This is a genomic window from Rathayibacter sp. VKM Ac-2762 (genome assembly GCF_009866585.1).
Lineage (GTDB): Bacteria > Actinomycetota > Actinomycetes > Actinomycetales > Microbacteriaceae > Rathayibacter.
This window is the reverse complement of record NZ_CP047419.1, coordinates 1,887,149-1,908,047: the sequence shown is the minus strand read 5'-3', so window position 1 is coordinate 1,908,047 and position 20,899 is coordinate 1,887,149. Positions and strand designations below refer to the sequence as shown.

Here is a 20,899-nt window from a genome sequence, read left to right as displayed (position 1 = left end):
GGGAGTCTCACCCGGCGATGATCGGGACGCTACCACGAATTCGAGTAGGTACTCGAAATTGGCGGCACTGCTCCTCCGCCGCCGCTACGCTGGCCGTTCGAGGGGCACGGCGGGGCGCCTCCAGTGCGGAGGAGGGGTCGATGGCGGAGGCGACGAGGCGACGCGGCCCGTACGCGAAGTCGGCCGAGCGCCGCCGCGCCATCATCGAGGCCGCCCACCAGGTCTTCGCCGCGCGGGGCTACGCCCGCGGCTCCCTCCAGGAGGTCGCCGACCGCGTCGGGCTCAGCCAGACGAGCCTCCTGCACTACTTCCCGTCGAAGACCGACCTGCTCTTCGCGGTCCTCGAGCACCGCGACCTGATCACGGGCGACGGTTCCTCGCCGCCGGACCCGGAGGAGGGGCTGGTCGCCGGCATCCTGCGGCAGACCCGCTACAACGAGACGGCGCCCGGAGTGATCGAGCTGTACGCCGTGCTCTGCGGCGAGTCGACGACGCAGGAGCACCCGGGGCGCGACTTCTTCGCCGCGCGGTTCCGCCGGCTCCGCAGCGAGTACACGGCCGAGCTGCGCGAGCTCCAGGCCGCCGGGCGCCTCCGCGAGGGGTCCGATCCGGAGCGGGTGGCGGCGTCGATCATCGCGCTCTGGGACGGCGTGCAGCTGCAGTGGCTGCTCGAGCGCGACGCGGTGGACATGGTGGCGTGCCTGGCCGACTACCTCGACCTCGTGGTGCTGCCGGCTCCCTAGCCGCTGGCGCGAGGAAACCCCGGCCCGTCGAGGGGACCCGCCGTCCGCGGCGGTCTCGACGGCTCGGGGCTCCCTCGACCGTGGTGCGCGCCTAGGGCAGCAGGCGGGTCGGGCCGCGGAACAGGTAGGTGACCTCGCGGAGGTTCGCCTGGTTCAGCATCAGCATGATCACGCGCGAGAGGCCCATGCCGAAGCCGCCGTGCGGCGGGACGCCGTAGCGGAAGAAGTCGAGGTAGAACTCGAGCTCCTCCGGGTCGAGGCCCTTCTCGCGGGCCTGCTCGACGAGGACGTCGACGCGGTGCTCGCGCTGCGCTCCGGTCGAGATCTCGACGCCGTTGTAGATGAGGTCGTAGCTGTTGGTGATCGTCCCGTCGCCCTCGCGGCGCATGTGGTAGAACGGCCGGATGCTCGACGCGTAGTCGGTGAGGAACACGAAGTCGTGCCCGAACTCCTCCTGCACGTAGGCCGCGATGCGGCGCTCGCCCTCGGGGTCCATGTCGTCGTCGGCGCGGGGCACCTCGTAGCCGCGCTCGGCGACGATGCGCTTGGCCTCAGCGAGCGGGATGCGCGGGAACGGCGTGGTCGGGACGGTCAGGTCGATGTCGAAGAGCGCCTTGACCTCGGCGCCGTGCTTCTCGACGACGGCGGTGAGGCCGGCGACCATCAGCTGCTCGTGCAGCTCCATGACGTCCTCGTGCGAGTCGATCCAGGAGACCTCGGCGTCGACGCTCGTGAACTCGGTCGCGTGACGCGAGGTGAAGCTCGGGTCGGCGCGGAAGGCGGGGCCGACCTCGAAGACCTTGCCGAAGCCGGCGGGCTGCGCCATCTGCTTGAAGAACTGGGGGCTCTGCGCCAGATAGGCCTTCGTCTCGAAGTACTCGACCTCGAAGAGCTCGGCCCGCGACTCCGAGGCGCTCGCCATGAGCTTCGGGGTGTGGATCTCGATGAAGTCGTGCTCGATCCAGTACGTGCGCAGCGCGTGCTCGAACGTGGTCTGCACGCGGGCGATGAGGTTCTGCTCGGGACGGCGCAGGTCGAGGAAGCGCCAGTCCATGCGCTTGTCGATGCCGGAGTCGGGTGCGATCGGCGCCTCCGGGATCGACGCGGCGACGACCTCGAGCGTCTCGAGCTTGACCTCGATGCCGCCGAGCTTCACGCGCTCGTCGTGCTTGAGCGCGCCGGTGACGGTGATGAAGGAGCCCTGGGCGAGGCCGGAGATCTCCTCGGTGATCGCGAGGCGCGCAGCCGACGCGTCGTCGCCCTCGACGGCTTCGCGCACGGCCGGGTTCACCAGCTGCACGGCACCGGACTCGTCGCGCAGGACGACGAACTGCACCTTCTTCTGGTCGCGCACGGTCTCGACCCAGCCGGACACGCGGACGGGTCCGTCCTCGAGCGCGGCGAGCTTCTTGACAGTGGTTCGGGGGAGGCGGGTCTCGTCGGTCACGGTAGGGGAGTCTACTCGGGGGCCGCCGGGCGGCGACGGGTAGCGTCGGAGCATGAGCACCGCACTGATCACCGGCGCGTCCTCCGGCATCGGCCTCGCCTTCGCCCGGGCGTTCGCGCGCCGCGGCTGGAGCCTCGTCCTCGTCGCCCGCAGCGAGCAGCGCCTCCAGGAGGCGGCGGCCGGACTGCGCGGCCTCGGCGCCGCGGCGGTCGAGGTCCTGCCCGCGGACCTCGGCGACCGCGAGCAGGTCGAGCGCGTGCGCGCGCGGCTCGTCGATCCGGCCCGTCCGGTCCGCGTCCTCGTCAACAACGCCGGCTTCGGGATCGACGGGACCTTCGCCGAGCCGGACGTCGCCGCCCAGGACCACGCCTTCGAGGTGATGGTGCGCTCGGTCGCCGTGCTCTCGGGTGCGGCGGCGGAGGCGATGACCGCCCGCGGCCGCGGCGCGATCCTCACGGTGTCGAGCGTCGCGGGCTTCGTGCACCTCGGCCCCTACTCCGCGGTGAAGGCGTGGGCGACCGCCTTCGCGCAGTCGCTGGCCGTCGAGCTGCGCGGCACCGGCGTCCGCTCGGCCGCGCTCTGCCCGGGCTGGGTGCGCACCGAGTTCCACGAGCGGGCGGCGATGGACACCTCCTCCATCCCCTCCTTCCTCTGGCTCGATGCGGACGCGGTGGTGGAGGAGTTCCTCCGGGACGTCGCGCGCGGCTCCGTCGTCTCGGTGCCGTCGGTGCGCTTCGGAGTCCCGATGGCCGTGGTGCGGCACCTGCCCGGACCGCTCGTGCGGCGGCTGTCGGCGGCGGTCTCGGCGCGGCGCTGAGGCTCCGCTCAGGTCCGGCTCAGGCGACCCTTTTCCCGGCGTTCCCCCACGCCGCGTTCCGTACACTTGACGCTCGTGGTTGCCGATCAGATCCATCTCGTGCGGCACGGCGAGGTGTTCAACCCCGACCGGGTCCTCTACGGACGACTCCCGAACTTCCGGCTCTCGGATCTGGGCCACCGCATGGCCCGCTCCGCCGCCGACGACCTGCTCGAGCGCCGGCGCCACGTCACGGCGCTGATCGCGTCGCCGCTCCAGCGCACGCAGGAGTCCGCGCAGCCCATCTCGCAGGCGTTCGAGCTCGAGATCCGCACCGATGAGCGGGTGATCGAGCCGAGCAACCGCTTCGAGGGGAAGTCCCTCGCCGCGCGCAGCTCCGCCCTGCGGAACCCCAAGCACTGGCCCTGGCTCCGCAACCCCTTCGAGCCCAGCTGGGGCGAGCCGTACCTCTCCATCTCGGCGCGGATGTACGCGGCGATCGAGTCGGCGTGGGAGAGCACGGAGGAGGGCGACGCCGCGATCGTCAGCCACCAGCTCCCCATCTGGACGGTCCACCGCGCCCTCGCCGGTGAGCGCCTCTTCCACGATCCGCGCAAGCGCCGCTGCGCGCTCTCGAGCATCACGACCCTCGAGCGCCGCGGCGACGGCTTCGTCGAGGTCGGCTACTCCGACCCGGCCGCCGGCCTGCAGGGCCTGGCCACCGACGTGGGAGCGGTCTGATGCGCCGGACGGGGCGGCTCCGCGCCGCGGGCGTCCTCGCGCTGGCCGCCGCGCTCGCGCTGACGGGCTGCTCCGAGGATCCGCTCGCCGACCAGTACCGCAACGGCAGCAACAAGGGCTACATCTCGGGGGACGGCACCGTCACCGAGATCGCCGCCGCCGACCGGGACGACCCCATCGTCTTCTCCGGCACCGACGAGACCGGCGCCACCATCGACTCCGCCGACCTCGCCGGGCAGGTCGTCGTCGTCAACTTCTGGTACGCCAGCTGCGCCCCGTGCCGCGCCGAGGCCGCTGACCTCGAGACGGTGAACACGGAGTTCGCCGACAAGGGCGTGTCGTTCGTCGGCGTCAACGTGCGCGATCAGGCCCCCACCGCGGCCGCCTTCGCCGAGACCTTCGGGCTCGGCTACCCCTCCATCGTCGACACCGACTCTTCGGTGCAGCTCGCCTTCACCGGCACCGTCCCGCCGAACGCCGTGCCCACGACGCTCGTCCTCGACAGGGAGGGGCGCGTCGCGTCGCGCATCCTCGGCCAGCTCCAGGAGGCGTCGATCCTCTCGACCCTCGTGGGCGACACGCTCGCCGAGGGGGAGTAGCGGCGTGGGCGACATCGTCGTCAGCGGTCAGCTCCTGCTGGCCGTGCCGATCGCGCTCCTGGCCGGGCTCGTGTCCTTCGCGTCGCCCTGCGTGCTCCCGCTGGTGCCCGGCTACCTCGCCTACGTCGGCGGATTCACCGACGCCGACGAGCGTGCGGCCCGCGGACGCCGCCGGGTCGTGCTGGGCGTCCTCCTCTTCGTGCTCGGATTCTCGCTGGTGTTCGTCCTCTACGGTGCGGCGGCGGGCACGGTCGGCTTCTGGCTGCGCCAGTACACCGACCTGATCACCCGCGTCCTCGGGCTCGTCGTGATCGCGATGGGGCTCGTCTTCATCGGCCAGTTCTCGTTCCTCCAGCGCACGCTCAGGCCCGGGATCCGTCCCGCCACCGGGCTGATCGGAGCGCCGCTGCTCGGCATCGTCTTCGGCGTCGGCTGGACGCCCTGCCTCGGCCCGACGCTGAGCTCGATCCTCGCCCTCAGCTACGGCGTGGGCTCGCCCTGGCGCGGCGCCCTCCTCGCCCTGGTCTACTGCCTCGGCCTCGGCATCCCCTTCCTCCTCGTCGCCTTCGGCTTCAGCTGGGTGACCAGCACGCTCGCCTTCGTGAAGCGCCACATCCGCGTGGTCAACATCCTCGGCGGCGCCGCCCTCGTCCTGATCGGAGTCCTGATGGTCACGGGCATCTGGAACACCCTCGTCTACGGATCCCTCTCGGCGGTGATCGATGGCTTCCAGCCGGCGATCTGAGCCCGAGGAGAGCACGCGCCGCCCCGACGAGGCCGCGCAGCGGAGGACGGACGCCTCCTTCCGCCCCGCCGACCACTACGACTCCGACGGCACCGTCACGCAGCCGGCGCTCGGGTTCACCGGCTGGCTCCGCTGGATGTGGCGGCAGCTCACCAGCATGCGCACGGCACTGTTCCTGCTGCTGCTGCTGGCGATCGCGGCGGTCCCCGGATCGCTCGTACCGCAGCGCTCCTCCGACCCCAACGGCGTGACCCAGTACTTCGTCGACAACCCCGACCTCGCGCCCCTGCTCGACAGGGTGCAGGCGTTCGACACCTACACCTCCGCCTGGTTCTCGAGCATCTACCTGCTGCTGTTCATCTCCCTGATCGGCTGCATCGTCCCGCGCACGCGCCACCACTTCCAGGCGATGCGGTCGCGGCCGCCGCGCACGCCCGCGCGCCTGCAGCGCCTCGCCGGCTACACCGTCCGCGAGGTCGAGGGCGCGACGGAGGAGGAGGCCGTCGCCTCCGCCCACTCCGTCCTGCGCCGGGCGGGCTACCGCGTCGAGCGCTACGACGACCCGCGCGGCCGCTGGTCGAGCGTCTCGGCCGAGCGCGGCTACCTCCGCGAGACCGGCAACCTGGTCTTCCACTCCGCCCTGGTCGGCATCCTCGTCGCCGTCGGAGTGGGCGGCGGGTTCGGCTACAGCGGGCAGCGCGTGCTGGTCGAGGGCTCCCAGGGGTTCGCGAACAACCTCGCGGCCTACGACTCCTTCAACCCCGGCCGCTTCTTCGACAGCAGCCAGCTCGACCCGTACCAGCTGACCCTCGACAGCCTCGACGTGAAGTACGAGGAGCAGAACCAGTCGGCGCTCGGCCAGCCCGTCGACTTCACCGCGAACGTCACGACCTCCGAGCGCGGCGGGGGCACCGAGGACCGCACGATCAAGGTCAACGACCCGCTGGCGATCGGCGGCACGAACGTCTACCTCCTCGGCAACGGCTACGCCCCGACGATCACGGTCCGGGACCCCTCGGGCCAGGCGATCTTCACCGACTCGGTGCCGTTCCTCCCGCAGGACGCGAACCTGACCTCCGTCGGCGTCGTGAAGGTGCCGGACGGGCTCTCGGAGCAGCTGGGCCTCACCGGCTTCTTCTACCCGACGCAGGACACGCTGGCCTCCGGGGCGTCGACCTCGATCTTCCCCGACCTGCAGTACCCCGTGCTCTCGCTGAACGTCTTCGCGGGCGACCTCGGCCTCGACGGGGGAGTGCCCACATCCGTCTACGTGCTCAACACCGACTCGCTGACCCGGCTCACCGGCGGCACCACCGGCGTCGCGCCGATCACCCTCAAGCCCGGCGACACGGCCGAGCTCCCGAACGGGCTCGGCAGCGTGACCTTCGACAACACGGGCGCCGACCCGACGCGGATCGGCACCGACAGCGTCAAGCGCTTCGCCTCGTTCGACATCCACCACGACGCGACCCAGGGCTGGGTGCTGCTCTTCGCGATCCTCGTGCTCGCCGGACTCCTCACCTCGCTGTTCGTCCCGCGGCGCCGCGTGTGGGTGAAGGCGACCGCCCAGGACGACGGCGGCCTCCTCCTCGAGTACGCGGGACTCGCCCGCGGCGAGGACCCCCAGCTGGTGCGCGCCGTGCGGACGATCGCCGACCGGCACGCCCCGCTCGACTGACCCGCCTCCCGGACGCCCCGGAGGCCCCTCCACAGGCGCCGCCCGGCTGGGCAGGGGCCGAGTCTGTGCAAGCGCGAAGGGGCGGGCGGGGCGGCGAGCGATTACCCTGAGGAGGTGATCGCGACCCTCTCGCAGTACTCGGTGCTGTGCCTCTCCTCCGCCATGGGCATCTACGCCATGGCGTTCGTCTTCTTCGCGATCGACCTCGCCCGCCGCGCCTCTTTGGCCGACGGCGAGTCGATCGAGGTCGTGCAGGAGGCGGAGCGCGTCGCCTCCGCGGCCGCCGCCGACCGCGCGGCCAGCGGCAAGGCCACCGTCGCCGCCGCAGGCTCCGGACGCACCGCGACGCTCTCCCGCATCGGCAGCCGCGTCGAGGACGAGGTCTACCGCGCCCCCGCCCGCTCGAAGACCATGCGCATCGGGTTCTCGCTCACGCTCCTCGGCTTCGTGCTCCACCTCGCCGCGACCGTCCTCCGCGGCGTCGCCGCCGGCCGCGTCCCCTGGGCGAACATGTACGAGTTCTCGATGACCGGGACGCTCATCATCATCGGCGTCTTCCTCGCCGTCCAGCTGCGCTGGGACCTCCGCTTCCTCGGAGCGTTCATCACCGGCCTCGTCCTGGTGCTCCTCGGCATCGCGACCGTCAACTACTACGTCGCCGTCGTCCCGCTCCCGCCGGCACTCCAGTCCTACTGGCTGGTCATCCACGTGCTCGTCGCGATCCTCGGCACCGCGTTCTTCGCCCTCGGCTTCGCGCTCTCGGTCACCCAGCTCCTCCAGGCCCGCCGCGAATCCTCCGGCGACAGCCCCCGCTCGGTCCTCCGCTTCCTGCGCACCCTGCCCAGCTCCCTCACCCTCGAGAACCTCGCCTACCGCGTCACGATCCTCGGCTTCATCCTCTGGACCTTCACGCTCATCGCCGGCGCCGTCTGGGCCGAGAAGGCCTGGGGCCGCTACTGGGGCTGGGACACCAAGGAGGTCTGGACCTTCATCATCTGGACCATCTACGCCGGCTACATCCACGCCCGCGCCACCCGCGGCTGGCGCGGCACCCCCTCCGCCTGGCTCGCCATCGTCGGCTTCGCCGCCGTCATGTTCAACTTCGGCGTCGTCAACGTGTTCTTCAAGGGACTCCACGCCTACTCCGGCCTCGACACCGGCATGTGATCGGCGGGGCCTGGCGGGGCCGCTCGCGGCGTTGTCGGCGACGAACGTAGCTCCGCTACGCCCGACCCCTCCGCCTTGCGATCGGGTCGGCGGGGCCTGGTGGGGCCCCTCGCGGCGTTGTCGGCGACGAACGTAGCTCCCGCTACGCCCGACGCCTCCGCCTTGCGATCGACCCCACCAGGCCCCGCCGACCGCCCACCAGGACACGCTTTGAGGACGGCTCCGCTTCGCGGTCGCCGCAGGGGGCCTCCGCTTCGCGGTCGGGTAGGGGTGGGCTCCGCTTCGCGGTCGCCGCGGGGGTCTCCGCTTCGCGGTCGGGTCCGGGTGGGCTCCGCTACGCGGTCGGGTTCTGATGAGCTGCGCTTCGCGGCAGGGCCGGGGGACGGCGGTCGACGGGACATGCTGATCGAGTAGCGAGCAGCGCGCGTTTCGAGATCCTGTGGCGCGAACGCGCGGAGCGAGTCGGTCGAGTTCCCGCAGATGGACGCGCAGGGGGCGATGCCTGCTGATCGGGTAGCGCGCGGAGCGGGCTTGTCGGGAACAGAGGCACGGACGGGCTGCGGGCGGATCCGCGCCTGTCGGGTGGCGGTGGTGGACGCCGGGGGCGACGGCGGACGGGTCAGACGGCGGTGACGACGTCGATGAGGTGGGGGGCGAAAGGGGCGTCGAGGGCGAGGACGACGCGGGTGCGGGCGTCGGAGGGATGGACGCCGCGGTAGATGCCGCGGAGGTCGGCGACGGTCTGGCCGCGGCCGGGGCCGTGGGTGGCGTCGACAGTGACGTGGACGCGCGGGGCGGAGGTGAGGGCGACGGCGTCGACGGCGATCGCGGCGGCCATCGGGTCGTGCATGGCAGCGGTGCGCTCGCCGAAGTGGCCGACATAGAAGTCGAAGTAGAAGTCGAGCGCCTGCCCGATGGCCTGCGCGAGGGGATCGGGCGACGCGAGCAGGACGGCGCGGTCCTCCTCCGCCAGCAGGTGCCGCATGGTCACGTCCAGGGGCACGAGCGTCAGATCCCAGTCGGCCGCGACGACCTCGGCGGCGGCCGCAGGGTCGTGCCAGATGTTGGCCTCCGCCACGGCGGTCACGTTGCCGGGGACCAGCGCGGCTCCGCCCATCACGGTCACCGAGTGGACGAGGGACGCGATCTCCGGGTGCGCACGGAGGGCGAGCGCGAGATTCGTCAGCGGGCCGATCGCGACCAGCCGCAGCTCGCCCTCGTGCTCGCGGGCGAGACGGAGGAGGAGGTCGGCCGGATCCTCGTCGACCGGCTCGCCGCCCTCGGGCAGCGCGACCCCGCCGATGCCGTCGTCGCCGTGCACGTGCGGAGATCCGCCGGCGTAGTCCTCCTCGAGGAAGTGGTGCGCCCCCACGGCGACCGGCACGTCGCCGCGGCCGGCCAGCGCGAGCAGGCCGAGGCTGTTGACGGCGGCCCGGCGGGCGTCGGTGTTGCCGCTGACCGTGCTGATCCCGACGAGGCGGGCCCGGGGCGAGCGGAGGAGGTACGCCAGGGCGAGCGAGTCGTCGATGCCGGTGTCGCAGTCGAGGAAGACGGGGACGGTCGATGCGCTCACGGTGCTCCGATGCTCGAGGGTGGGGGACGCGTCGGGCACCGGCGGCCGACGCTCCCATTCTGCCGCTCCTCCGACGCGGCGCCCGCCGCCGACGATCAGAGCAGCGCGTAGGAGTCGCGGAGCCGCGCCCGCCACCAGGCGAGCCGCTCCGGTGACACGGCGTGACGGGAGAGGAGCTCCTCCGAGACCTCCACGCGGCCGACGGGGATCCCGCCGTCCACCGGCCGCAGCGGCCGCTCCGTGACGTCCGCGGCGAGGAGGGACGCGGTGCCGAGTCCGCAGTCGAAGGGCAGCTCGGGGAGCGCCGCGGCCAGGGCGGCGCCCATGGCGAGTCCGACCGAGCTGTCGATCGCGCTCGAGACCACCGCCGGCAGCCCCGCCTCGGCGACGAGGGCCAGCGCCCGGCGCGTCCCCCCGAGCGGCTGGGCCTTCACGACCAGCAGGTCAGCGGCTCCGGCCCGGGCGACGGCGAGTGGATCGGCGGCCTTGCGGACGCTCTCGTCGGCGGCGATCGGGATGCCCATGTACTTCACCCGGTAGCGCAGCTCCGCCAGCTCGTCGACGCTCGCGCACGGCTGCTCGACGTACTCGAGGTCGGACTCCGCGAGGGCGTGGACGGCGTGCTCGGCCTCGTCGAGGTTCCAGCCGCCGTTCGCGTCCACGCGGATCCGGCCCTCCGGACCGAGCAGGCGGCGGACCTCGACGACCCGGGCCACGTCGTCGGCCAGCGTCTGGCCGCGCTCGGCGACCTTCACCTTCGCCGTGCGGCAGCCGTGGTAGCTCGCGAGCACGGCGGCGACCTCGTGCGGTGCGACGGCCGGGATGGTCGCGTTCACCGGGATGCGGTCGCGCAGCGGTGCCGGCTGCTCGCTCCAGCCGTAGTCGATCGCCGCCCGGAGCCACGCCGCCGACTCCTCTGCGCCGTACTCGAGGAAGGGCGAGAACTCGGTCCAGCCCTCGGGGCCGCGCACGAGCGCGATCTCGCGGTGGTCCACACCGCGGAAGCGGGTGCGCAGCGGCAGAGCGACGACGCGGAGTCCCGCGTCGATCTCGCCGAGGGAGGGGAGCGGGGAGGCGGGCACGACGTCGTCCATCCGGCCATTGTCCACCGGCCGGGGCGACGCGGCGGCCACCCGGGCGCAGGAGGTCGGCGACGCGCGCGCAAGCCCCCGGGGTCCCTCCTCCGAGCGCCCGCCGAGGTGCCAGACTGACGAGGCTGCCGTTGGAGTCCGGAGGAGTGCGATGAGCCAGATGCCGATGAGCCCACCGCCCGCGCCCGCCCCGGGCCCGACGCAGGGCTCCGTCCCCTCCCACCGCCCGCTCGGCAGGGGCGCCTGGATCGCGCTGGGCACGAGCCTCCTCGTGGGCGTCGTCTACACCGGCGTGCTCGGCACGCTCGTCGCCGTCGGAGTGGGCGGCGCGCTCGACTCCGCCGCCGGCAGCGCGTCGACGAGCGCTCCGTCCGAGCCGTTCGGCGACCCGACGGACGACCCGTTCGGCAGCGGGGACCCGTCCGATCCGCTCTACGACTACCCCGGCTACCAGGACGGCGACGCCGCGACGATCCTCGGCCAGCCGTCCGCGGAGGACGTGCGCGCGAGTGCCGAGAAGGCCGTCGCGGCCGTCGAGGGCGCCGTCCCCGAGGAGTGGACCTCGGCCGACGACGAGTACTACGAGCAGTCGCAGAACGCCTACGGCGGGCCCTCCCTCCTCTACGACTACATCTCGGCGACCGAGTACGCCGCCGCCGACGTCTCGACCGACGCCGACAGGCAGGCGGCGGTCGACCGCTTCACCGCAGCGCTCTCGCCCCTCGGCTTCGACGACGTCGAGGTGGCCGACACCCCCGAGGAGTGGTCGGAGGCGGGCTACGAGCTCGACGGCGACCTCTCGGACGAGGAGGCCTCGGCCGCGCTCTGGATCGTCACCGCGCGCTCCTCCGCCGACCTCGTGCCCGCTATCGAGCTGGGCCTCGTCGACCTCGACGCCGATCCGACCGGCCTGGTCGCCGACATGCTCGACGGAGTCGGCCTCTCGCCGGACCCGCAGGGCGCGTTCCTGGCGGGGTACGCGAACGGGGTCCTCCAGGACGAGGACCGCGGCGAGTTCACCGACCGCCTCGAGGAGTACGGCGGAGTCGCCACGACCTGACCGGGCGCTACAAGCAAGCCCGTCCGCCCGCAAGCCCGAATCGGTGCACCGCCCGCGCCCTACGGTGAGGGGATGGCTGCATCCCGCTCGACCAGGCCCCTGCGCGACTACGCCGCGATCGGAGACGGTCGCACGGTCGCCCTGATCGCGAAGGACGGCAGCGTCGACTGGATGCCCGTCCCGGACCTCGGCTCCACCCCCGCCTTCGCCGCCCTGATCGACGCCGAGTCCGGCGGCTGCGTCGAGCTCGCCCCCGAGGAGCCCGCCGAGGTCTCGCGCGCCTACATCCGCGACACGAACGTCCTCGAGACCACCTTCACCACCGAGTCGGGCACCGTCCGTGTGACGGACGCGCTCGTCACCGGGATCGCGGGCCGCCTCCCGTGGGCCGAGCTCGCGCGCCGCGTGGACGGTGTCGACGGCGAGGTGCGGATGCGGTGGGCCGTGCGTCCCGGAACGGGACTCGGCCGGTTCTCCCCGTGGATCCAGAACGCCGACGGCCGCTCGCTCATCCGCGCCGGAGACATCACCATCGGCGTCACCGGGCAGGAGCACGGGCCCGACGGCGACGACGCGCCCTCCGGCGCCGGCGACGAGCTGACGGGCTCCTTCGTCGTGACCGCGGGGAAGGACGCCGTGCGGCACGTCCTGGTCGTGTCGGCCACGCACGACGAGCCGCTGCACTTCCCGGTCGCGAAGAACGTCGACCGCGGCATCGACCGCACCATCCGCAGCTGGCAGGACTGGTCGGAGGAGTTCTCCTACGACGGCCCGTGGTCCGAGGCCGTCCAGCGCAGCGCCCTCGCGCTCAAGCTGCTGATCTACTCGCCCACGGGAGCCATCGCCGCGGCCGCGACCACGTCGCTCCCGGAGTCGCCCAACGGCGGCAAGAACTGGGACTACCGCTTCGCCTGGGTGCGCGACGCCGCGTACACGATGCACGCGCTGGTGCGATTCGGCCTGCGCGAGGAGACGCACGCCGCGCTGTCCTGGCTCCTCCGCACGATCAAGGAGCACGGGCCGGACCTGCACATCTTCTACGGACTCGACGGCTCCATGCCGACCGTCCTGGAGGAGTTCGACGTCCCGGGCTACGCCGGCATCGGCCCGGTCGTCGCCGGCAACGCAGCGCAGAGCCAGCTGCAGCTGGGCGTCTTCGGCGACCTCTTCGACATCTGCCGCATCTACGTCGACGAGGGCAACGTCCTCGACATCCAGACCGGTCGGCTCCTCGCCCGCGTCGCCGACACCACCTGCGACCTGTGGCGGAACCGCGATGCGGGCATGTGGGAGCTGGAGGAGGAGCAGCACTACACCTCCTCGAAGATGGGCTGCTGGCAGGCGCTCGACGCGGCCGTGCACCTGGCGGAGCTCGGCCAGGTCGCGGGCAGCCCCGACCGATGGCGCTTCGAGCGCGACCGCATCCGGGAGTGGATCGAGGAGCACTGCTGGTCCGAGGAGCTCGGCTCCTACGTGATGTACCCGGGCAGCGAGGAGCTGGACGCCTCGGTGCTCCTGCACGCGCCCAGCGGCTACGAGCGCGGCGAGCGGATGATCTCCACCATCGACGCCCTGGTGAAGGAGCTCGGCCGCGGTGCGCTGCTGTTCCGCTACTCCGGCATGGAGGGCGAGGAGCACCCGTTCGTGGCCTGCTCGTTCTGGCTCGCGTCCGCCCTGGCCTGCGTCGGTCGGCACGACGAGTCGGTCGCCCTGATGGACGAGCTCGTCGCCACGGTCCCGAACGACGTCGGGATCATGTCCGAGATGATCGCGGTCGACGACCTGGCCTTCTGGGGCAACCTGCCGCAGGGGCTCAGCCACCTCGCGCTGATCAACGCGGCCATCACCATCGAGGAGCTGGCGCCGGAGAAGGTCGGCCGCGCGTAACCCCGCCGACGGCGTCCGCGCAACCCGTTGAGGGCCGGCTCCGAGGGGCGTAGACCGGTACCACCCCCTCGCACCGCACCCACAAGGAGCACCTCAGCATGGATCTCGGGATCACCGGCCGCACCGCCCTCGTCACCGGAGGCGACTCCGGCATCGGCCTGGCCACGGCGCAGCTCCTCCTCGCCGAGGGCGCGACCGTCGTGATCACCGACAAGGACCAGGCGGAGCTGGACCGGGCCGCGGCCGGGCTCGACGCTCCGGAGGGCCGCCTGCACGCCTTCGCCGCCGACGTCACCAGCACGGAGCAGCTCGCCGAGCTGCACCGCCGCGTGGCCGGAGCGGTCGGCGCGATCGACATCCTCGTGCAGTGCGCCGGAGTCACGGGGGCGCAGGGCCTGTTCCACGAGATCGACGACGAGGGCTGGACCAGCACGCTCGAGGTCGACCTGCTCGGGCCTGTGCGGCTCGTGCGCGAGTTTCTCCCCGACCTCCGCACCGGAGGCTGGGGCCGGCTCGTGCTCACCGCCTCCGAGGACGCCGTGCAGCCCTACGACGACGAACTGCCCTACTGCGCCGCGAAGGCGGGCGTCCTCGCCTTCGCCAAGGGCCTCTCGCGCTCCTACGCGCAGGAGGGCCTGCTCGTGAACACGGTCTCGCCCGCGTTCATCCGCACTCCGATGACCGACGCGATGATGTCCAAGCGCGCCGAGCAGAGGGGCACCTCGGTCGACGAGGCGATCTCGTCCTTCCTCGACGAGGAGCGCCCGTACATGGAGCTGAAGCGCCGGGGCGAGGCCGAGGAGGTCGCCGCCGTGATCGCCTTCCTCTGCTCCGACCGCGCCTCGTTCGTCAACGGCTCGAACTACCGCGTCGACTCCGGATCCGTCGCCACGATCTGATCCCCGCAACCACGGGCCCCGCCCAGCGCGCGCACCCCGCGCGTGCGGGCGCCGTCCAGCCGAAGAAGCCAGACTCGGGGCGGGACACCGCACCCGGCACTGCAAGAGAAAGGAACGGTCCATGACCACCACCCTCGAACGCCACGTCGAAGCCCCCGCGGGCTCCGGTGCCAAGACCAGCCGCCGCCAGAACGCCGAGAAGGGCTTCAAGGCCTCCAAGGAGCTGCTCGACAGCCTCCAGATCGTCCTCGTCGACCTGATCGAGCTCCACGTCCAGGGCAAGCAGGCCCACTGGAACGTCGTCGGCAAGAACTTCCGGGACCTCCACCTGCAGCTCGACGAGATCATCGAGGCCGCGCGCGAGTTCAGCGACGACATCGCCGAGCGCATGCGCGCCCTCCACGGGATCCCGGACGGCCGCAGCGACACCGTCGCCGCGACCACCACCCTCCCCGAGTACCCGCACGGCGAGATCGACACGGCCGAGACCGTCGACCTGGTCACGATCCGCCTCGAGAACACCGCCGCCACCATGCGCGAGGTCCACGACCAGGTGGACGAGGAGGACCCGACCAGCGCGGACCTCCTCCACGCGATCATCCAGAGCCTCGAGCAGTACGCCTGGATGGTGTCGGCCGAGAACCGCACCACCTCCGCCGCCAAGTAGGGGCGAGCACCGGCAAGGGGACTCCGCGTCAGCGGGGTCCCCTTCCGTCTGCCCGAGCGGTGTCGAGTCGCCGTGCAGTCCGGATCAGTAGGGTCGTGACATGAGCACGCAGGTCTCCGAACTGTTCGACGCGCACCGCTGGGCGGCCGTCGACGGCTTCGACGCACTCGAGGACATCACCTACCACCACGACCGCTCCGGCCGCATCGCGCGGGTCGCGTTCGACCGGCCCGAGGTCCGCAACGCGTTCCGGCCGCGCACGGTCGACGAGCTGTTCCGCGCCCTCGAGGACGCCCGGACGAACCCGCGCATCGGCGTCGTCATCCTCACCGGCAACGGCCCGAGCCCGCGCGACGGAGGCTGGGCGTTCTGCTCGGGGGGAGACCAGCGGATCCGCGGCCGCGACGGCTACCGGTACTCCGACGGCGAGACCGCCGAGGGCATCGACTCCGCGCGGAACGGCCGCCTGCACATCCTCGAGGTGCAGCGCCTCATCCGCTTCATGCCGAAGGTCGTCATCGCGGCCGTCCCCGGCTGGGCCGCGGGAGGCGGGCACTCGCTGCACGTGGTCTGCGACCTCACCCTCGCCTCCGCCGAGCACGGGCGCTTCAAGCAGACGGACGCCGACGTCGGCTCCTTCGACGCGGGCTACGGCTCGGCGTACTTCGCCCGCCAGATCGGGCAGAAGGCCGCGCGCGAGGTGTTCTTCCTCGCGCGGGAGTACTCCGCGCAGCGCGCCTACGAGATGGGTGCCGTGAACGCGGTCGTCCCGCACGCCGAGCTCGAGACGACCGCGGTGGAGTGGGCCGAGACGATCCTCACCAAGTCGCCCACGGCCATCCGGATGCTGAAGTACGCGTTCAACGCCGTGGACGACGGCCTCGTGGGCCAGCAGCTCTTCGCGGGCGAGACCACGCGCCTCGCCTACGGCACCGACGAGGCCGTCGAGGGACGAGACTCCTTCCTCGAGAAGCGCGAGCCCGACTGGTCGCCGTTCCCGTGGCAGTTCTGAGCCGGAGGGCACGCAGGTGACCCGCCCGCTCGCCGGTGTCGACGCGACGGTCGAGGCCGTCCTCCTCGCTCTTCGCGCGGCCCTGGACGGCAGCGGCCCGGCGATCCGCGTCTCCGCCCCCGGCGCTGCGACCGCCTCCGAGGACGCCGTCGTGCCGCAGCGCGTCGCCGTCGTCGTCGAGACCTCGGGCTCGTCGGGGCCGCCCAAGCGGGTCGCGCTCTCGACAGCGGCCCTGCTCACCAGCGCCTCCGCGACCCTCGCCGAGCTGGGCGGGCCGGGACGCTGGCTGCTCTGCCTGCCGACCCACTACGTCGCGGGACTGCAGGTGCTCGTCCGCTCGCTGACCGCGGAGGCCGACCCGGTCGTCCTCCCGGCCGGCGGCTTCGACGCGGCGGCCTTCCTCGCTCTCGCTCGGACGATGCCGGCGGGGGAGCGGCGGTACTCCTCGCTGGTCCCCGTGCAGCTCGCGCGGCTGCTGGACCTCGCCGAGCGCGATCCGGCCGCGGCCGAGGCGCTCCGCTCGTTCGACGCGCTCCTGATCGGCGGCCAGGCGACACCGCAGCCGCTGCGGGACCGCGCCGCCGCCCTCGGCGTGCGCATCCGCCTGACCTACGGATCGAGCGAGACGTCCGGCGGCTGCGTCTACGACGGCGTCCCGCTCCACGACGTGCGGATGCGCGTCGAGAACGGGCAGGTGCTGCTCGGCGGCCCGACCCTCGCGGAGGGCTACCTCGACGCCGACGGCGCGATCGACCACGAGCGCAGCGCCGTCGCCTTCCTCGAGATCGACGGGGAGCGCTGGTACCGCACGGGCGACGCGGGCTCGATCGTCGACGGGCGCCTCCGGGTGACCGGTCGGCTCGACCGCGTGATCGTGTCGGGCGGGGAGAAGGTCTCGCTCGACGCCGTCGAGGCCGTGCTCCGCGAGGGGCCCGTCCCCGACGCGGTCGTCGTGCGGCGGGCGGACGAGCAGTGGGGCGAGGTCCCGGTCGTCGTCACGGCGGAGGAGGCTCCCGCGCTCACCGACCTGCGCACCCTGATCGCCGACCGCCTCGGGCGCGCCGCCGCTCCTGCGGTCGTGCTGCCCGTCGGCCGCATCCCCCTCCTCGCCTCCGGGAAGCCCGACCGCCGCGCCCTCGAGGTGCTCGCCGAGCAGGGCTGAGCGGCTCCGAGCGTCGACGGGCCGGTGGGTAGGATTCCCTCCGTGTCGAGTACGAGTCGCAAGAAGAAGTCCTCCAGCGGCCGCCCCGGGGGCAGCCCGCGAACGGTCGTCGTGAAGCCCGCCGGTCCCCGCGAGTGGATCGCCGGCGCCCGCCTCCGCACCCTCCCGCTGGCCGTCGCCCCCGTGCTCATCGGCACCGGAGCGACCCAGGTCGTCGACGAGGGCTGGCACTGGGTGCGCGCCCTGCTCTGCCTGGCCGTCTCGCTCGCCCTGCAGATCGCCGTCAACTACGCCAACGACTACTCCGACGGCGTGCGCGGCACCGACGCCAACCGCGTCGGACCCTCGCGGCTGACCGGCTCCGGAGCGGCGAAGCCCCGCCAGGTGCTCACCGTCGCCCTGGTCTTCTTCGGGATCGCGGCCGTCGCCGGCCTCGTGCTCACCGCCCTCTCGGGGCAGTGGTGGTTCCTGATCGTCGGCGCGGCGGCGATCGCGGCCGGCTGGTTCTACACCGGCGGACGCCGCCCCTACGGCTACCTCGGGCTCGGCGAGCTCTTCGTCTTCGTGTTCTTCGGCCTGGTCGCCACCGTCGGCACCACGTTCGTGCAGATCGGCCGCACCAACCAGGAGTCGTGGCTCGGCGCCGTGGCGGCGGGCCTGTTCGCCTGCGCCGTGCTCATGGTCAACAACATCCGCGACATCCCGACCGACCGCCTCTCGGGCAAGCGGACCCTCGCGGTGCTCGCAGGACCGGCCGTGTCCCGAGCGATCTACACGGGTTTCGTGCTGATCCCGTTCGGCATCGCGGTGATCCTCGCGCTGTTCTACCCGCTGGCATGGCTGACGCTCTTCGTGCTGCTGATGATCCTGCCGGCCATCCTGATCACCCTGACGGCGAAGACGGCGAAGGAGCTCATCCTGGCGCTGCAGCTGACCAGCCTGGGCGGGCTCGCCTACGCGGTCATCCTCGGGGCGGCGCTGGCGTTCTAGAGCGGTGGCTCGCACGAGTCGGGCGCGGGTGGGCCGGGTTCGGAGGAGACCGGCTGATGCGCGCCGGGCCTGGTGCGAGCGGGCGCGCGTCCGAGGGGAGCCCTCGCCGGCGGGAGCGCCCGGCTCAGCGGTCGTCGCGGGTCGCGTCGACCGCGGCGTCCTCGACGTCGTCGTCGGTCGGGGCGCGCGGGACGTCCTTGCGGCGCTCGTAGATCGCCTCCGCGATGCGCTCGCGGGGCTTCCTCAGCAGGATGTAGGAGAGGGACAGGCTCGCGATCGCGGCGACGAAGCCCGCGGTGACCGCGGCCGTCAGCTCCGAGTCGACGAAGGTGCGCGCCGGCAGGTACACCAGCACGAAGACGCCGGCGAACATCGCCAGGCGCAGGAGCGAGTAGACGACGACCGCGCGGCTCAGTTTCACCGGGACAGTGTACGTCGGCCCCTGCACGCGCTTCCGTGAGCACCGTGGGAGCCTCCTGTCCAGCGTCCGTGCGGACCCTCCCCGACGGGGGTGCCGGACGTAGACTCGTGTCCATGATCCGCCTCGTCATCGGCCTGCTCGTGGCCCTCGCCGTCTTCACGGTCTACACCGTGATCGACGTCGCGATGAGCAACCGTCACGCCGTGCGGGCGATCCCGAAGTGGTCCTGGCTCCTGGTGGTGCTGATCCTCCCGGTCATCGGTGCGGGACTGTGGTTCTGGATCGGCCGCCCCCGCAAGCAGCGCGCCGCCGGCCGCCGCTACACCGCTCCGGACGACGACCCCGACTTCCTCGGCACCCTCCGCACCGAGCGCGACCCCGAGGAGGAGCGCCTGCAGGCCGAGCGCATCGCCCAGCTCGAGCGTGACCTCGCCGACATGGACGAGCAGGGCGAGGCCGACGGCCCCGGCCGCCGGGATGCCTGAGCACCGGCCGGTCGCCCCCTCCACCCGATTCGCGGTCGACCTCCTCACCCGCTTCGTCGCGCTCGGCGTCCGCGACGTCGTCGTCGCTCCGGGCTCCCGCTCGCAGGCGCTCGCCCTGGTGGCGGCCGAGCTCGAGACCCGCGGCGACATCCGGCTGCACGTGCGGATCGACGAGCGCTCCGCGGGGTTCCTGGCGCTGGGCCTCGCCCTCGAATCCCGGATGCCGGCGCTCGTGATCACGACCTCCGGCACGGCGACCGCGAACCTGCACCCGGCAGTGCTCGAGGCGGACGCCTCGGACGTGCCGATGATCGTCCTGACCGCCGACCGGCCCGACGAGCTGCGCGGCATCCGCTCGAACCAGACGGCCGAGCAGCGCGAGCTGTACGGGCGAGCCGTGCGGCTGTTCGAGGACGTCGCTGCTCCTGACGACGCCTCCCTGCCCGAGGACGCGAGGGCGCTCGCCGATCGTGCCGTCACCGCGGCGCGCCGCGGGCCGGTCCACCTGAACCTCTCCTTCCGCGATCCGCTCTCCTCCGCTCTGCCGGACATCGAGCGGATCGAACCGGTCTCGTCGCCCGCCGTCGGATCCGGAATCCCGCGTGCCGTCGTGACCGCCGGCCCTGGTGAGCCGCTCACGGTCGTCATCGCCGGGGACAAGGCGGGCGCCGCGGCCGAGGAGATCGCTCGCGCCGGCGACTGGCCGCTGCTCGCCGAGGTCTCCTCCGGCGCCCGCTTCGGACCGCAGCTCGTCGTCGCCTGGCGGGGCCTGCTCGGCGAGCCCGACTTCGGCGGACGCATCCGCCGGGCGATCGTGCTCGGACACCCGACGCTCTCCCGCGAGGTCCCCGAGCTGCTGCGCCGCGAGGACGTCGAGGTGATCGTCGTGGACGCCGTGCGCGAGCAGTTCTACAACCCCGGCCGGCGCGCCCGCCGCGTCGGAGGCGTCGACGTGGTCCGCCCCGAGGGGGCGCCGCGTCCCGAGCGCGGCGAGCGCGCCTGGGCCGGATCCTGGGTGTCCGCGAGCCGCGCCCTGACGGTCGACCCCGACGAGCTGGACGAGGTCCCCGACGCCGGGTCGATGTCGGTCGAGGACCGCCGCGGCTACGCGCGCAACGCCCTCGCCGCGATCAGGGCACCGCTCACCCGCGACTTCGTCGTCGCCGCGGTCTGGAAGGTCACCTGGCCGCACGACCGGCTGCTGTTCGGAGCGTCGCGGCTGATCCGCGTCGCCGACGGGACCCTGCCGGGCAAGCGGATATCCGTCCTGGCGAACCGCGGCCTCGCCGGCATCGACGGCACGATCTCGACGGCTCTCGGGATCGCGGTGGCGTCGCAGGCGACCGAGCAGGGAGCAGGCGGAGTCACCCGCGCGGTCCTCGGCGATCTCACTCTGCTCCACGAGGCCGGCGGCCTCCTCCTCCCGCCGGGAGAACGGCGCCCGCGCGTGCAGCTCGTCGTCGTGAACGACGGGGGCGGCACGATCTTCGACGGACTCGAGGTCGCGTCGAGCTCGCATCCCGATGCGTTCGACCGCGTGCAGTTCACCCCGCAGAACGCCGATCTGGAGGCTCTCGCGCGCGCCTACGGGTGGGGCCACCGTCGTGCGGCGACGCGCGGCGAGCTGGAGCAGGCGCTGACCTCGCCGGGCGACGGGCCGGGCATCGTGGAGATCCGGCTCGAGCGCTGAGTCCGCGCGGTCCGGTCGGACGGTCCTCCACAGGTCGTCGTCGGAC

Annotated in this window: 20 protein-coding genes; 16 read left to right on the top strand and 4 right to left on the bottom strand. The window is 72.7% G+C overall.

The annotated features are described in order from the left end of the window. Positions 1-140: 140 nt before the first annotated feature. A complete protein-coding gene (locus GTU71_RS09035) occupies positions 141-743 on the top strand; it encodes a TetR/AcrR family transcriptional regulator (protein ID WP_244230513.1) in 603 nt (200 codons plus the stop codon). Between the two features lie 91 nt (positions 744-834). On the opposite strand, the gene aspS is transcribed toward GTU71_RS09035, so the two are convergent. Further along, positions 835-2,190, bottom strand: coding sequence for an aspartate--tRNA(Asn) ligase (aspS, locus tag GTU71_RS09030; RefSeq protein ID WP_244229585.1), 1,356 nt, complete (start codon positions 2,188-2,190; stop codon positions 835-837). Positions 2,191-2,242: 52 nt separating this feature from the next. On the opposite strand from aspS, the gene GTU71_RS09025 reads away from it, so the two are divergent. The 6 genes from GTU71_RS09025 (at position 2,243) to ccsB (ending at position 7,916) form a co-directional block, all read left to right on the top strand. Then, complete coding sequence (locus GTU71_RS09025) at positions 2,243-3,007, top strand: SDR family NAD(P)-dependent oxidoreductase (protein ID WP_159939710.1); 765 nt, start codon at positions 2,243-2,245, stop codon at positions 3,005-3,007. Between the two features lie 75 nt (positions 3,008-3,082). Beyond that, on the top strand, positions 3,083-3,727 hold the full coding sequence (locus GTU71_RS09020; protein ID WP_104224864.1) for a histidine phosphatase family protein: 645 nt from the start codon (positions 3,083-3,085) through the stop codon (positions 3,725-3,727). Continuing rightward, positions 3,727-4,326: a TlpA disulfide reductase family protein gene (locus GTU71_RS09015; RefSeq protein ID WP_104249773.1), complete on the top strand. Its 600-nt coding sequence runs from the start codon at positions 3,727-3,729 to the stop codon at positions 4,324-4,326. The genes GTU71_RS09020 and GTU71_RS09015 overlap by 1 nt, the downstream gene beginning before the upstream one ends. 4 nt (positions 4,327-4,330) lie before the next feature. Then, entirely contained in the window at positions 4,331-5,071 is a 741-nt protein-coding gene (locus GTU71_RS09010) for a cytochrome c biogenesis protein CcdA (protein ID WP_244230512.1), read from the top strand. After that, the gene (locus GTU71_RS09005; protein ID WP_159939709.1) at positions 5,049-6,749 is read left to right on the top strand and encodes a cytochrome c biogenesis protein ResB; all 1,701 of its coding nucleotides are present in this window, start codon (positions 5,049-5,051) and stop codon (positions 6,747-6,749) included. The genes GTU71_RS09010 and GTU71_RS09005 overlap by 23 nt, the downstream gene beginning before the upstream one ends. Positions 6,750-6,911: 162 nt before the next feature. After that, positions 6,912-7,916 (top strand): c-type cytochrome biogenesis protein CcsB, encoded by a 1,005-nt coding sequence (gene ccsB / locus GTU71_RS09000; protein WP_104249832.1) that lies wholly within the window; start codon positions 6,912-6,914, stop codon positions 7,914-7,916. 619 nt (positions 7,917-8,535) lie between these two features. On the opposite strand, the gene GTU71_RS08995 is transcribed toward ccsB, so the two are convergent. Both GTU71_RS08995 and GTU71_RS08990 read right to left on the bottom strand, forming a co-directional pair. Continuing rightward, positions 8,536-9,489 carry a nucleoside hydrolase gene (locus GTU71_RS08995; RefSeq protein ID WP_159939708.1) on the bottom strand — a complete coding sequence of 318 codons (954 nt, stop codon included), beginning with the start codon at positions 9,487-9,489 and terminating at the stop codon, positions 8,536-8,538. 95 nt (positions 9,490-9,584) lie between these two features. Beyond that, positions 9,585-10,583, bottom strand: a complete 999-nt coding sequence (locus GTU71_RS08990) for an o-succinylbenzoate synthase (protein ID WP_104247928.1) — start codon at positions 10,581-10,583, stop codon at positions 9,585-9,587. 148 nt (positions 10,584-10,731) lie between these two features. Here GTU71_RS08990 and GTU71_RS08985 point away from each other — a divergent pair, with 148 nt between their 5' ends. From GTU71_RS08985 to GTU71_RS08955, 7 genes are all read left to right on the top strand, one after another. Then, the gene (locus tag GTU71_RS08985) at positions 10,732-11,640 is read left to right on the top strand and encodes a hypothetical protein (protein ID WP_104233420.1); all 909 of its coding nucleotides are present in this window, start codon (positions 10,732-10,734) and stop codon (positions 11,638-11,640) included. A gap of 72 nt (positions 11,641-11,712) precedes the next feature. Then, a complete protein-coding gene (locus GTU71_RS08980) occupies positions 11,713-13,527 on the top strand; it encodes a glycoside hydrolase family 15 protein (protein WP_159939707.1) in 1,815 nt (604 codons plus the stop codon). A 98-nt stretch (positions 13,528-13,625) separates the two neighbouring features. Then, positions 13,626-14,426, top strand: a complete 801-nt coding sequence (locus GTU71_RS08975; RefSeq protein WP_104266734.1) for an SDR family oxidoreductase — start codon at positions 13,626-13,628, stop codon at positions 14,424-14,426. 121 nt (positions 14,427-14,547) lie between these two features. Continuing rightward, positions 14,548-15,093, top strand: a complete 546-nt coding sequence (locus tag GTU71_RS08970) for a DNA starvation/stationary phase protection protein (protein WP_104223596.1) — start codon at positions 14,548-14,550, stop codon at positions 15,091-15,093. Positions 15,094-15,193: 100 nt separating this feature from the next. Then, a complete protein-coding gene (locus GTU71_RS08965) occupies positions 15,194-16,105 on the top strand; it encodes a 1,4-dihydroxy-2-naphthoyl-CoA synthase (RefSeq protein WP_068255374.1) in 912 nt (303 codons plus the stop codon). A 16-nt stretch (positions 16,106-16,121) separates the two neighbouring features. Continuing rightward, complete coding sequence (locus GTU71_RS08960) at positions 16,122-17,267, top strand: AMP-binding protein (RefSeq protein WP_159939706.1); 1,146 nt, start codon at positions 16,122-16,124, stop codon at positions 17,265-17,267. Positions 17,268-17,378: 111 nt separating this feature from the next. Then, positions 17,379-18,257, top strand: a complete 879-nt coding sequence (locus tag GTU71_RS08955) for a 1,4-dihydroxy-2-naphthoate polyprenyltransferase (RefSeq protein WP_104223598.1) — start codon at positions 17,379-17,381, stop codon at positions 18,255-18,257. Between the two features lie 124 nt (positions 18,258-18,381). On the opposite strand, the gene GTU71_RS08950 is transcribed toward GTU71_RS08955, so the two are convergent. Beyond that, entirely contained in the window at positions 18,382-18,678 is a 297-nt protein-coding gene (locus GTU71_RS08950; protein ID WP_104239140.1) for a DUF4229 domain-containing protein, read from the bottom strand. Positions 18,679-18,791: 113 nt separating this feature from the next. On the opposite strand from GTU71_RS08950, the gene GTU71_RS08945 reads away from it, so the two are divergent. Both GTU71_RS08945 and menD read left to right on the top strand, forming a co-directional pair. Then, entirely contained in the window at positions 18,792-19,163 is a 372-nt protein-coding gene (locus GTU71_RS08945) for a PLD nuclease N-terminal domain-containing protein (protein WP_104225908.1), read from the top strand. After that, positions 19,156-20,853, top strand: a complete 1,698-nt coding sequence (gene menD / locus GTU71_RS08940) for a 2-succinyl-5-enolpyruvyl-6-hydroxy-3-cyclohexene-1-carboxylic-acid synthase (protein WP_159939705.1) — start codon at positions 19,156-19,158, stop codon at positions 20,851-20,853. Before GTU71_RS08945 ends, menD begins: the two co-directional genes overlap by 8 nt. The last annotated feature ends 46 nt before the right edge of the window (positions 20,854-20,899 follow it).